The 12,987-nt window shown below is 64.0% G+C and carries 12 protein-coding genes and 1 riboswitch; of the genes, 9 read left to right on the top strand and 3 right to left on the bottom strand.

Annotated features, from left to right (window positions below; all coding sequences use genetic code 11):
• The first annotated feature begins 3 nt into the window (after positions 1 to 3).
• The 7 genes from AC4PTT_RS09110 to parE all read left to right on the top strand — a co-directional run bounded on the left by AC4PTT_RS09110 (position 4) and on the right by parE (position 8,946).
• Positions 4 to 468: a YaiI/YqxD family protein gene (locus AC4PTT_RS09110; RefSeq protein WP_492162601.1), complete on the top strand. Its 465-nt coding sequence runs from the start codon at positions 4 to 6 to the stop codon at positions 466 to 468.
• Positions 469 to 472: 4 nt separating this feature from the next.
• Entirely contained in the window at positions 473 to 1,312 is an 840-nt protein-coding gene (fghA, locus tag AC4PTT_RS09105) for an S-formylglutathione hydrolase (RefSeq protein ID WP_492162552.1), read from the top strand.
• Positions 1,313 to 1,533: 221 nt separating this feature from the next.
• Positions 1,534 to 1,917 (top strand): helix-turn-helix domain-containing protein, encoded by a 384-nt coding sequence (locus AC4PTT_RS09100; protein ID WP_113155436.1) that lies wholly within the window; start codon positions 1,534 to 1,536, stop codon positions 1,915 to 1,917.
• A gap of 125 nt (positions 1,918 to 2,042) precedes the next feature.
• Positions 2,043 to 2,141: riboswitch (glycine riboswitch) on the top strand.
• Between the two features lie 148 nt (positions 2,142 to 2,289).
• Positions 2,290 to 3,393 carry a glycine cleavage system aminomethyltransferase GcvT gene (gene gcvT, locus AC4PTT_RS09095; RefSeq protein ID WP_492162551.1) on the top strand — a complete coding sequence of 368 codons (1,104 nt, stop codon included), beginning with the start codon at positions 2,290 to 2,292 and terminating at the stop codon, positions 3,391 to 3,393.
• A 7-nt stretch (positions 3,394 to 3,400) separates the two neighbouring features.
• Entirely contained in the window at positions 3,401 to 3,769 is a 369-nt protein-coding gene (gene gcvH / locus AC4PTT_RS09090) for a glycine cleavage system protein GcvH (RefSeq protein WP_113155437.1), read from the top strand.
• A gap of 9 nt (positions 3,770 to 3,778) precedes the next feature.
• Positions 3,779 to 6,580, top strand: coding sequence for an aminomethyl-transferring glycine dehydrogenase (gene gcvP, locus AC4PTT_RS09085; RefSeq protein ID WP_492162550.1), 2,802 nt, complete (start codon positions 3,779 to 3,781; stop codon positions 6,578 to 6,580).
• A 293-nt stretch (positions 6,581 to 6,873) separates the two neighbouring features.
• On the top strand, positions 6,874 to 8,946 hold the full coding sequence (parE, locus tag AC4PTT_RS09080; RefSeq protein WP_206546342.1) for a DNA topoisomerase IV subunit B: 2,073 nt from the start codon (positions 6,874 to 6,876) through the stop codon (positions 8,944 to 8,946).
• Between the two features lie 44 nt (positions 8,947 to 8,990).
• Here the strand turns inward: parE and AC4PTT_RS09075 are convergent, their stop codons facing one another.
• Positions 8,991 to 10,106 carry a DUF2336 domain-containing protein gene (locus tag AC4PTT_RS09075; RefSeq protein ID WP_206995042.1) on the bottom strand — a complete coding sequence of 372 codons (1,116 nt, stop codon included), beginning with the start codon at positions 10,104 to 10,106 and terminating at the stop codon, positions 8,991 to 8,993.
• 177 nt (positions 10,107 to 10,283) lie between these two features.
• On the opposite strand from AC4PTT_RS09075, the gene AC4PTT_RS09070 reads away from it, so the two are divergent.
• Both AC4PTT_RS09070 and AC4PTT_RS09065 read left to right on the top strand, forming a co-directional pair.
• Complete coding sequence (locus AC4PTT_RS09070) at positions 10,284 to 10,739, top strand: MaoC family dehydratase (protein WP_492162549.1); 456 nt, start codon at positions 10,284 to 10,286, stop codon at positions 10,737 to 10,739.
• Between the two features lie 2 nt (positions 10,740 to 10,741).
• Entirely contained in the window at positions 10,742 to 11,620 is an 879-nt protein-coding gene (locus AC4PTT_RS09065) for an HpcH/HpaI aldolase/citrate lyase family protein (protein ID WP_492162548.1), read from the top strand.
• Between the two features lie 58 nt (positions 11,621 to 11,678).
• On the opposite strand, the gene AC4PTT_RS09060 is transcribed toward AC4PTT_RS09065, so the two are convergent.
• Together AC4PTT_RS09060 and AC4PTT_RS09055 are read right to left on the bottom strand one after the other, a co-directional pair.
• Entirely contained in the window at positions 11,679 to 12,287 is a 609-nt protein-coding gene (locus tag AC4PTT_RS09060) for a flavin reductase family protein (protein ID WP_492162547.1), read from the bottom strand.
• Complete coding sequence (locus AC4PTT_RS09055) at positions 12,287 to 12,847, bottom strand: nitroreductase family protein (RefSeq protein WP_492162600.1); 561 nt, start codon at positions 12,845 to 12,847, stop codon at positions 12,287 to 12,289. The genes AC4PTT_RS09060 and AC4PTT_RS09055 overlap by 1 nt, the downstream gene beginning before the upstream one ends.
• Between the last annotated feature and the right edge of the window lie 140 nt (positions 12,848 to 12,987).

The raw sequence follows: 12,987 nt of genomic DNA, 5'->3' as shown, positions 1-12,987 counted from the left end.
GCCATCACCTTGTCGACCATCTATGTGGATGCAGACGCCTGTCCGGTGAAACCGGAAGCAGCCCGTGTCGCCGAGCGGCACGGGCTTGTCATCGTCTATGTCTCCAATGGCGGGCTGCGCCCCTCACGCGATCCCATGGTGCGGCATGTGGTGGTGCCCGGCACCGCCGACGCCGCCGATGACTGGATCGTGGAAAATGCCGTGGCCAGCGACATCGCCATCACGGCGGACGTGCCGCTGGCCGCGCGCCTGGTGGAGATGGACGTGCATGTGCTCGGCCCCACCGGCCGCCCGTTCACGCCCGAAACCATCGGCATGGCGGTCGCCATGCGCAACCTCAAACAGGATCTGCGCGAATCCGGTGAGATCAAGGGATACAATCCCGGTTTCACCGCACGCGACCGCTCCGACTTCCTGCAGGCGCTCGACCGCACCGTGCGCCGCGCTTTGAAAGAAAACAGGGACTGACCTCATGAAGACCGTCTCCACCGCCCGCTCCCATGGCGGCGTCCAGGGCGTTTACAGCCACACCTCAAAAACCTGCCAGTGCGACATGACTTTCGCCGTGTTCGTGCCGCCGCAGGCAGCTGATGGCCCCTGCCCGGTCCTGTGGTATCTGTCAGGCCTCACCTGCACGCACGCCAATGTCATGGACAAGGGCGAATACCGCCGCATGGCCGCCGAACTCGGCATGATCGTGGTCTGCCCGGACACGAGCCCGCGCGGCGACGACGTGCCGGACGAGGCGGACAACTGGCAGTTCGGCAAGGGCGCAGGCTTCTATGTGGACGCCACGCAGGAGCCCTTCGCCAAGAACTACCGCATGTATTCCTACATCACAGAGGAACTGCCGGCGCTGATCGCCGAAAAATTTCCGGCGGACATGGATCGCCAGGGCATTTTCGGACACTCCATGGGTGGCCACGGGGCGCTGACCATCGCGCTTAAAAACCCCGACCGCTTCAAAAGCTGCTCCGCCTTCGCCCCCATCGTCGAACCATCGACTGCGGACTGGTCGAAACCGGCGCTGGAGAAATATCTGGGAGCGGACGAAGCCACGTGGCGCGGACACGACGCCTGCGCGCTGGTAGCCGACGGCGCTCGCTTTCCCGAATTCCTGATCGATCAGGGCGCGGCTGACGGCTTCCTGGACGAGGGCCTCAGGCCATGGCTGTTCGAAGCGGCCTGCAAAAAGGCGGGCATTCCGCTCACGCTCAACATGCGTGAGGGCTATGACCACTCCTACTTCTTCATCTCGACCTTCATGGACGACCATCTTGCCTGGCACGCAAAGCGCCTCGCAGCCCGCTGAGCTGAATCAACACATGAAGCCGATGAATCATCTCCTCATGTTCTTCGGCTAACATTCTGCCGGCAAACGGATTTTCACCTCCACGACGATTGACGCGCCGGCGCAAACTTGTGCCGGCGCGTCGCATCCGGCATGCTTTCGGGAGCAAACCCGCCCTAAAATGCGGGATCATTGAGCTCAGAATGCCACCCAATGATGATCGAAAACGGAGGTGCTGCCCGGTGCAGGACACAGCACATATTTATTCAGACACACCCGACCGCGACACGATGGGCGGCCGCCTCTCCCGGGCGCGCGACGCCGTTGGCCTCTCGGTTGCAGAACTTGCCCGCCGTCTCGGCGTGAAGGCGGCTACGATACAGGCCTGGGAAAGCGACCGCTCGCAGCCGCGCGCAAACCGGCTGGCCATGCTCGCCGGCGTTCTCAATGTCAGCCTCTCCTGGCTGCTGCACGGCGTGGGCGTTTCGCCCGCCGACGAAAGCCGCTCGGAACTGGTCAACGCCGTCGCAGCCAACCTGAAGCGCATCCGCAGGCTCCAGGAAGAGACCAACCGCATTGTCGCGCAGATCGAAACCGACCTTGCGCGCGCTGAAGGCGCTGGCTGACGCGCGGATTTCTTCTGATGCGACATTGTGCACAGAAAGCGTGATGCCACGACCCCGACCGGCGTTATGACAGGTGACAAACGCAGCGGCCTGCGCTAGTTTCCAGCCGTCGAGGGCAGCAGCCCTACCTGTTTGCGGGAGAGAGCCAAACCGGGAAAAACCGGGGCGGACGCCGAAGGGGAAATCGCCCGAAATCTCTCAGGCAAAAGAACCGTAGACAGGTCAAGACACTCTGGAAAGTCGGGGAGCGATCCCCGCGCCGAAGGTGTAAGCGTGGTCGACAGAGTTCCGGCTGCGCGAGTCTCTCAGGCTTCCGACAGAGGGGCACGAACATGTCGCTTCCCGCGGCATGCGTGCGATTCTGGAGGAATGATGAGCAACACCGAATCCCTGAAACATCTGCCGCTGGAAGCGCTGCATGAAGATGCCGGCGCACGTTTTGGCGCATTCGCCGGCTGGCGCATGCCCCTGACCTATCCCGCCGGCGTGATGAAAGAACACATCCACACGCGCGAAAGCGCCGGACTGTTCGACATCTCTCACATGCAGCTCTTCGAGGTTGAAGGCGCAGACGCAGCAGCCTTCCTGTCGCGCGCCTGCCCGCTCGATGCGACGGCGCTCAGGGAAGGCCAGTCGAAATACACCGTCCTTCTCAACGAGAATGCCGGCATCATCGACGACCTGATCGTCACCCGGCTCGGCGAAAACCGCTACATGATCGTGGCGAATGCCGGCAATGCCGCGAAGGATGAAGCGCATTTCCGCGCCATCGCCGCAGATTTCAACATCTCCTTCACTGCGCTCGAGCGCGTCCTCCTCGCCCTTCAGGGCCCCGACGCAGAAGCCATCCTGATCGCCGCCGGCCTCGACCTCAGCGATCTCGTCTTCATGACCGGCACGGAGCCGCATGAGGGCTGGTTCGCCACCCGTTCGGGCTACACCGGCGAAGACGGTTTCGAGGTGGCGCTGCCGGTCGATCAGGCGGAGCGCTTTGCCCGCAAACTGCTCGACGACGAGCGCGTCCAGTGGGTTGGCCTTGCCGCCCGCGACAGCCTCAGGCTCGAAGCCGGGCTCTGCCTGCATGGTCAGGATCTCGACGAGACGACCGATCCGGCCAATGCCGCCATCCTTTGGGCCGTGCCGAAGGCGCTGCGCTCCGAAGGCCGGTTCATCGGCGCCGAGGCCCTGCAGAAGATCATTGCCGATGGCGCGAAGGAAAAGCGCGTCGGCCTGAAGCCGGAAGGCCGCCAGCCGGTGCGCGCCGGCGCACCGCTCATCAACGAAGCCGGCGAAAAGGTCGGCCGCGTCACATCGGGCGGTTTCGGCCCCTCCGCCGGTCATCCGGTGGCGATGGGCTATGTCGCCAAGGCGCTTTCCGAACCCGGCACCCGTCTTTTCACCGAAGTGCGCGGCAACCGCATCGCACTTGATGTCCATACCCTGCCCTTCACGCCGCAGCGCTACAAAAAAGGATAACAGCCAGATGAGCCAGACCTATTTCACCGAAGACCACGAGTGGATCAAAGTCGAGAACGGCGTCGCAACCGTCGGCATCACCGATCACGCTCAGGAACAGCTCGGCGATCTGGTGTTCGTGGAACTGCCCGAAACCGGCGCAACGCTCTCCAAGGGCGACACCGCCGTCGTGGTTGAATCCGTGAAGGCCGCTTCCGATGTGTACGCGCCTGCCGATGGCGAGATCTCCGAGGTCAACGAAGCGCTTGCAAGCGACCCGGCCCTCGTGAACTCCGCCCCCACCGGCGATGGCTGGCTGTGGAAGATGAAGCTCTCCGATGAAAGCCAGCTCGAAGGCCTGATGGACGAAGCCGCCTACAAGGCGTCGATTGCCTGAGGAAACACCATGTCCACCAACACACTCCCTTTCGCCGCCCGCCATATCGGCCCGCGCGGTGAAGAAACCAAGGCCATGCTGGCCACGCTCGGCGTTCCGTCGCTCGAGACGCTGATCACGCAGGCCGTGCCGAATTCGATCCGCCTCGACCGTCCGCTCGACCTGCCGCCGGCAGCCAGCGAGACCGAGGCGCTCGAAGAGCTCGGCGCAGCCATGCGCCAGAACAAGGTGCTCAAGAGCTTCATCGGCGCCGGCTATCACGGCGTGAAGGTTCCGCCGGTCATCCAGCGCAACCTGTTTGAAAACCCTGCCTGGTACACGGCCTACACGCCCTACCAGTCGGAAATCAGCCAGGGCCGCCTTGAGCTTCTGTTCCACTTCCAGACGCTGGTGACGGAACTGACCGGCCTGCCGGTCGCCTCCGCCTCGCTGCTGGACGAAGGTTCGGCCGTGGCCGAAGCCGTGGGCATTGCCTGGCGTCATCATCGCTCCAAGCGCAGCAAACTGGCGATTGCCGGCGAACTGCACCCGCAGACCCGTGACGTGGTGGTCACCCGCGCGGAGCCGCTGGGCATCGAGGTCGATGGCGACACGATCGACGACAACACCTTCGCCCTCATCGTTCCGTGGACCGACACCTATGGCGTTCATGGCGACCACGGCGCGCTGATCGCCGAGGCAAAGGACAAGGGCGCCATCGTCATCATGGTGGCCGACCCGCTCGGCCTGTTGTTGAGCGAAACGCCGGCAGCACTGGGCGCGGAAATCGCCGTTGGCTCGATGCAGCGTTATGGCGTTCCGATGGGCTTTGGCGGTCCGCACGCGGCCTATTGCGCCGTATCGGACAAGCTGACGCGCCTCATGCCCGGCCGTCTCGTCGGCCAGTCGGTCGATGCGCATGGCCGTCCGGGCTACCGTCTGGCGCTGCAGACCCGCGAGCAGCACATCCGCCGCGACAAGGCGACCTCCAACATCTGCACCGCGCAGGCGCTGCTTGCCAACATGGCCGCAGCCTTTGCCATCTGGCATGGCCCGGAAGGGCTCGCTGCAATTGCCGAGCAGGTGCATGAGCGCGCAGCCCGCTTCCATGCGGGCCTCAAGGCTGCCGGCCTTTCGCTTGCAGGCGATGTCATCTTCGACACGGTCACCGTCACCGTTCCCGGCAAGGCGCAGGAGATCGCGGCCGGAGCCGAGGCCGAGGGCCGGCTTGTGCGCGTTCTCGACGCGGACCGCGTCAGCGTCGCCTTCGACGAGACGACGACCGAAGACGATCTGGCCGCACTGGCAGCCCTGTTCGGCGCCACCGTGCCGGAAAGCGCACCGCGCCTTGCCCCGGCCGCAGCGCGCGGCGAAGGCTTCCTCACGCAGCCGGATTTCCACTCTCACCGCTCGGAAACGGAAATGATGCGCTTCCTGCGCAGGCTCGCCGACAAGGACCTTGCGCTCGACCGCGCCATGATCCCGCTTGGCTCCTGCACCATGAAGCTCAACGCCGCTGCCGAGATGATGCCCGTGAGCTGGCCGGAAGTGGGTGGCCTTCACCCCTTCGCTCCACCGGAGCACACGGTGGGTTATCGTCGCATGATCGACGATCTGGACCGCTGGCTCTCGGAAATCACCGGCTTCGACGCAGTTTCGCTGCAGCCCAATGCCGGTAGCCAGGGCGAATATGCCGGTCTCCTGGCCATCCGCCGCTATCACGCCGAGCGCGGCGAAGGTGACCGCGATATCTGCCTCATCCCCTCCTCCGCCCATGGCACCAACCCGGCGTCCGCCTCCATGGCCGGCATGCGGGTGGTGGTCGTGCGCTGCACGGAAGATGGCAATATCGATCAGGACGACCTGAAGGCGAAGGCGGAAGAGCACGCCGACAAGCTGGCGGCGCTGATGCTGACCTACCCGTCGACCCACGGCGTGTTCGAGGAAGGCGTGCGCGACATGTGCGCGGTGATCCACGAACACGGCGGCCAGGTCTATTTCGACGGCGCCAATCTCAACGCGATGGTCGGACTTGCCCGTCCGGGCGATCTGGGAGCGGATGTCTGCCACCTGAACCTGCACAAGACCTTCTGCATTCCCCATGGCGGCGGCGGACCGGGCGTTGGCCCGATCGGCGTCAAGGCGCATCTGAAGCCGTTCGTGCCGGGACATGTGGCGCTCGGCAGCAGCCATGCGGTGGCCGCAGCCCCCTATGGCAGCGCGTCGATCCTGCCGATCACATGGATGTATATCCGCATGATGGGCGGCGACGGCCTCAAGCGGGCGACGGAAATGGCAATCCTCAACGCCAATTACATCGCCCACAGCCTGAAGGAGCACTACCCGGTGCTCTACAAGGGCCGCAACGACCGTGTTGCGCATGAGTGCATTCTCGACACGCGGGTGTTCAAGGATCGCGCCGGCATCACCGTCGACGACATCGCCAAGCGGCTCATCGACTATGGCTTCCACGCCCCGACCATGAGCTTCCCCGTTGCGGGCACGCTGATGGTGGAGCCGACGGAGTCGGAGCCGAAGAGCGAAGTCGACCGCTTCTGCCAGGCGATGATCTCCATCGCCGAAGAAGCTGCGCGGGTGGAAAAGGGCGAATGGCCGAAGGATGACAATCCGCTCGCCAACGCGCCGCACACCGCGATGGAGCTGATGGGTGACGACTGGACGCATCCCTATAGCCGCAGCGAAGCCGCCTTCCCCGAAGGTTCGCTCGACGCAGCGTCCAAATACTGGCCGCCCGTCTCGCGCGTCGACAATGTGGGTGGCGACCGCAATCTGGTCTGCGCCTGCCCGCCCATCGAAGCGCTGGCAAGCTAGAGCATCGGACCGAAAAGTGGAATCCGGTTTTCGGGCTGTTCCGATGCTCCATTCATAAACTGGATCGCCGTGCGTCCGGCTGGACGCACGGCGATCCAGCCCTCTATGAAACGGATCATCTCCCCAAGCTGGGGAGATGATCGCCTCAATTGCCGCGCACCTCTTGGCGCGCGCCCTCGCTTTCTGGTAAAGCGTCGTCCACACACTCCGAACGGAACCGGAACAGGCTTCGCTTTGCCTTGCAAACCATGGCAAACTGCGGGCTGATTCGCGGACAGGAAACAACACGCTTCATGGACGACAACAACGACCTCTTCGCCGGAATGCCTGCCGCCGGGACGCCTGCCAATGTGGAACGTGCGAAAACGCCCGAACCGGCAGCGCCTCAGCGCAAGCCCGCTGCGCGTCCCGCGCCATCTGCATCGCCCGCCCCGTCGGGCGACGGCTACAGTGCGGCCGACATTGAGGTTCTGGAAGGTCTGGAGCCCGTTCGTCGCCGTCCCGGCATGTATATCGGCGGCACCGACGACAAGGCGCTGCACCACCTGTTCGCCGAAGTTATCGACAACTCCATGGATGAGGCGGTGGCCGGCCACGCCACCTTCATCGAAGTGGAACTCGACGAGGAAGGCTATCTCTCCGTCACCGATAACGGTCGCGGCATTCCGGTCGATCCGCACCCCAAGTTCAAGGACAAGTCGGCGCTCGAAGTCATCATGACGACGTTGCATGCCGGCGGTAAGTTCGATTCCAAGGTCTACGAGACCTCCGGCGGCCTGCACGGCGTTGGCGTGTCCGTGGTCAACGCCCTGTCCGAACTCCTTCAGGTGGAGGTTGCCCGCAATCGCCAGCTCTTCCGCCAGACTTTTTCGCGCGGCCTGCCGCAGGGCGGACTGGAGAAGCTCGGCGACGTGCACAACCGGCGCGGCACCAAGGTGCGCTTCAAGCCGGACGAAGAAATCTTTGGCAAGGGCGCGAAGTTCGAGCCCGCGCGGCTCTACAAGATGGCCCGCTCCAAGGCCTATCTGTTCGGCGGCGTGGAAATCCGCTGGATTTGCGCCCCTTCCCTGATCGGCGAGAAGGACGAGACGCCCGAAAAGGCGACCTTCCACTTCCCCGGTGGTCTCAAGGACTATCTGGCCGCTTCGCTCGACGGGCAGTTCCAGGTCACCAAGGAGATTTTCTCCGGCCGCAGCGAAAAGACCACCGGTCATGGCGCCGTGGAATGGGCGATCACCTGGTATGGCGGCGACGCCATGCTCAACTCCTATTGTAACACCGTGCCGACGCCCGAGGGCGGAACCCACGAAAGCGGTTTCCGCAACGCGCTCCTGCGCGGCCTGCGCGGCTATGCGGAGCTGACCGGCAACAAGCGCGCGTCCATCATCACCTCCGAAGACGTGATGATCTCAGCAGCCGGCATGCTTTCCGTGTTCGTGCGCGAACCGGAGTTCGTTGGCCAGACCAAGGACAAGCTGGCGACGGCTGCGGCCACCCGCATTGTCGAAAACGCGATCCGCGATCCGTTCGACCACTGGCTTGCAGAAAACCCGCAGGAAGCCTCCAAACTGCTCGAATGGGTTGTGGCGCGCGCCGATGAGCGCCTTCGCCGCCGTCAGGAGCGCGAGGTCAGCCGCAAGAGCGCCGTGCGCAAGCTGCGCCTGCCCGGAAAGCTCGCCGACTGCACCATGGGCGCGGCAGCGGGTGCTGAAATCTTCATCGTCGAGGGCGACTCGGCTGGCGGCTCCGCCAAGCAGGCGCGCAACCGCGCCAGTCAGGCCGTCCTGCCGCTGCGCGGCAAGATCCTCAACGTCGCCAGCGCCGGCTCCAACAAGCTCGCCGCCAACCAGCAGATTTCCGACATCACACAGGCGCTCGGCTGCGGCACGCGCTCGAAATACCGTGAAGACGATCTGCGTTACGACCGCGTCATCATCATGACGGATGCCGACGTCGACGGCGCGCACATTGCCTCGCTGCTCATCACCTTCTTCTATCAGGAGATGCCGCAGCTCATCGAGAATGGCCATCTCTACATGGCTGTTCCCCCGCTCTACCGCCTCAGCCAGGGCGGCAAGACCATGTATGCGCGCGACGACGCCCACAAGGACGAGCTTCTGGAAACGGAGTTCACGGGGCGCGGCAAGATCGATATCGGCCGCTTCAAGGGTCTGGGCGAGATGATGGCGAGCCAGCTCAAGGAAACGACCATGGACCCGGCCAAGCGCACGCTGCTGCGCGTCACCGTGCTCGACGGTCAGGAAGCCACCAAGGGCGCCATCGACAGCCTGATGGGCACCAAGCCCGAAGCGCGCTTCCGCTTCATTCAGGACAATGCCGAGTTCGCTGAAGAACTGGATATCTGACGCGCAAAGCCGGCATTGATGCCGGCGACGCGGACGCCCTTCTGTCAGGCGGCGGCGATCGCCTGCGCCTGAAGGCGTGCGTTCTCACGCAGGGCATCGAGGTGGATTGAGCGCAGCAGGCCAGCGAGCTCGGCAGATTCCGCTGCCGGACCGGACTGGCCGGGCGTCGCGCCAATGCTCTCCATCATCAGCCAGGAAACCTCCTGCGCACCGGCCACCCGCCGCCCCTGCGCCACGTCACGCCAGACCGACAGCGCGCGGATCAGGGGGCGGTGAAACGGCTTTGCAAGCCCCGCCTTCTGCAAAAGCGCCGATACGGCCAGATCGCGTCCGTTCACGAGCAGGCCGCGAATGCGCGTGTGCGACTGCCCGGTGAGCGCCATCATCACATGGCCGAAGAAATCGATCTTGCCATGCGCCACCATGCGCACGATGAAACCTGCCGTCAGATCACCACGCATGCGCAGATGCTCCACCAGCGCTTCGTGCTCATCCGGGTCAATCGTCTCGATCAGCGTGAGCGAGGCGCGCACGCATGCATCACGCGTCAGCTTCTCGGCCCGCGCCGCACCCACCAGCGCCTTAACCAGCGGCGCTTCGCGCAGGGCTTCGCCAAGCTGCACGAGAAGCGTGTGCCGGCAATCGGAAGGAAGACGCTGATCGGCCGCCAGCGCCACGCGCATGCGCGGCTCATGGCCATGACGCTCAATCATGCGGCGAAAGCTCACTGCGGCGATCTCCGCGCTCGGATTGTCGACCATCGCCAGACAGGCTTCGAGCGACCCCACCTCTGCAATGGCGGCCGAAACCCCCATGGCGAGCTGCGGACGCTGTGCAACAAGCCGCTGCGTCCCTTCGCGGCCGTCGCCCACGCGGTCGATAAGGTCGGAATCGGAAAGCATCGGCGAGCGCGCCAGGATCGGCGCAGCCACGTCCGGCTGGTCGGCGGCAAGAGCGGCGATCACCTGCATGGGCGCATGCCGGCTCATGGAGAGCGCTTCGGCCAGTGCGGCGCGCACCTTGGATGAGGGATCGTCGAGCAGCGCCGTCAGCGCGGCCTCGGCCGCGTAGCGGTCCTCAAACGGCAGTTCCCGGTCGAGATAGGCTCTGGCGAGAGCTGTGGCAGCCCCTGCTCTGTCAACCACTCTGGCAGTCTCCATCCATTTAAGAAAATGCTGAACCACTTGCACTGAAGTCACGCTCCCGCCCTGTCTGGAATGACCCTAGCGCGAATTCGTATAGGAAACGTTTACCATAAGTGCCCGCTTGCGAGGGGCCGGCAGCCCGCCTATCAAGAAAGAGAGGATACATTGGTCAAACGGGATGCGGAGGACACGATGGCCGGTCTTTATCTAGAGGAATTCCAGCCGGGACAGGTGTTCCAGCACACGCTGCGCAAGAGCGTGACCGAAAGCGACAACATGCTGTTTTCGACCATGACGCTGAACCCCCAGCCGCTCCACATCGATTTCGCCTTTGCCGAGAAGACCGAATGGGGCAAGCCGCTCGTCAACTCGCTCTTCACGCTGGGGCTGATGATCGGCATTTCCGTTCACGATACGACGCTTGGCACGACGGTCGCCAATCTGGGCATGACGGAGACGGGCTTCCCTCACCCGGTCTTCCACGGGGACACGATCCGGGTTGAAACGGAGGTCAAATCGGTGCGCGAATCCAAATCCAAGCCCGACCGCGGCATCGTCGAGTTCGAGCACCGCGCCTACAATCAGAATGACTGGCTGGTGGCGCGCTGCCTGCGTCAGGCCATGATCCTCAAGAAGAAAGACGCCTGATCATGCGTTCGCTTCTATTCGTGCCCGGGGATTCCGAGCGCAAGCTTGAAAAGGCGCTCGGTTCCGCAAGCGATGTGCTGATCATCGATCTGGAAGATTCGGTCAGCCCCGACCGCAAGGCCGAAGGCCGGCGCATCACCACCGCTTTCCTGGAGGACGCGCGCGGCCGTACGGGCGCGCAGCTCTATGTACGGGTCAACGATCTGTCGAGCGGCCTGACGGAAGACGACCTCGCCGGCGTCATGCAGGCGGGTCCCGATGGCGTGATGCTGCCCAAGGCCGAGAGTGGCGCAGATGTGGCGCGCCTTGCTGCCGCATTGCGCGTGCACGAAGCAGAAAACGGCATTGAAGACGGAAGCACACGCATCCTGCCGATCATCACGGAAACGGCGCTGGGTGTCCTCAACGCCGCCAGCTACCGGGGTTCGAGCGACCGGTTGGCCGGGCTGACCTGGGGCGCGGAAGACCTGTCGGCCCATATCGGCGCGCTCGCCGCGCGCCATGAAGACGGAAGCTATACGCCGCTCTTTCAGCTCGCCCGCAGCATGACGCTGCTGGCGGCTGCGGCGGCAGGCGTTCCGGCCATCGACACGGTATTCCCGAACTTCTCGGATACAGAGGCTTTTGCTAGGGATTGCCAATTGGCGGCGCGCGATGGCTTCGTCGCCAAGATGGCCATCCACCCGGCGCAGGTCGCACCGATCAACGCCACCTTCACCCCCTCCGCCGGGGAGGTGGAGAAGGCCCGCGCCGTGGTGGAGGCCTTCTCTGCCGCCGGAAACGCCGGCGTGGTCAATATTGGCGGGCGGATGTATGACCGCCCGCACCTGGCGCTTGCCGAACGCGTGCTTGCACGCGCAGCCGACGCGTCGTCAGACTAGAGTGGGGAGAAGCATCGGATTAACCCGAAAACCGGGCTACTCCGATTGCCCTGGCGCGTCAGTCGCCCTTCCACTGGGGGCGCGTCATCTGGAAGACCTCGGTCACAGCCGAATAGTCACGATATCCAAGACGCACGAGATTGCCGGCAGCAACGGCATCGAACATGCCGTCCTTCAGAACGGCATCGCTGATGTGAACGCCGACCACCTCACCGGTGACGACAATGACGCCGGCCCACGCGCCATCAAGGCCGAGCGGGCGACGCACTTCGGTCACCTTGCATTCCAGAGCGGCGTGGCATTCCGCCACGCGCGGCGGCGCAACCAGCGTCGACGGCGCTTCCGTGAGCCCGGCAAAGGCAAACTCGCTGACACCGCGCGGCGCATCGACCGCGCTCGCATTCAGCTGCTCGGCCAGATCATGGCTTGCAAGATTGACGACGAACTCGCCGGTCTCTTCCGCATGGGTGGCGCTGTCCTTCGCCCCTTCCGAGGAGAAAAACACCAGATGCGGATTGGACGAGATCGCATTGAAGAAGGAGTAAGGCGCAAGGTTTGCCGTTCCATCCTTCGACAGGGTCGAAATCCAGCCGATCGGACGCGGCGAGACGATCGCCTTGAACGGATCATGCGGCAGGCCGTGTCCCTTGGAGGGTTCAAAAAACATCACGCTTCCCACGGGCCGGAGTAATCGGAAACGATGGCGTCCAGCGCAGGGCGCGGCCGCTCAACCAGTTCCACATCATAGGAACCGATATGAACGAAGCCGACCACGCGTTCCTGCGGCGCCAGCCCCAGAATGCGGCGGCCTTCCGCATCGTCGGAATACCAATTGGTGATGAGATTGGTGCCGTAGCCGAGCGCGTTGGCGGTAATCATCAGGTTCATGGCCGCCATGCCGCCGGACAGGAACATCTCCCATTCGGGAATGGTCGGGCTTTCCCTGGGCACGCAGACCACACCGATCACCAGCGGCGCGCGGGAAAAGCGGTTGCGCTCCTGCTCCAGACGCGTTTCCGGCAGCTCGCCCTCGCGCTCGACGGCGCGCTTTGCCAGCGCTTCGCCAATCTCGACGCGCGCATCGCCACGGTAGAGAATGAAGCGCCAGGGCGTCAGACGCCCGTGATCGGGCACACGCGAAGCCGCGGTCAGAATGGTCTCGATTTCCTTATCGGAAGGAGCGGGTTCCGCGAGGTCTTTCACCGGCGTGGAGCGGCGCGCGAGCATGAAATCAAGCACGGATGGATGCACTGTCTGTCTCCTGTGGGATCTGCATTGCCTGAAACAGGCTGTCTGGCTGGCGAGAGCTGGCTTTTCGCTGGACCCAGATCGCATAATCGCCTTGAAATTGCCACCGCCTTGGGCTT

It is taken from the genome of Nitratireductor sp. WH36-1, assembly GCF_058725515.1.
Note: the sequence above shows the minus strand (reverse complement) of the source record. Positions and strands in the feature narration are given on the sequence as shown.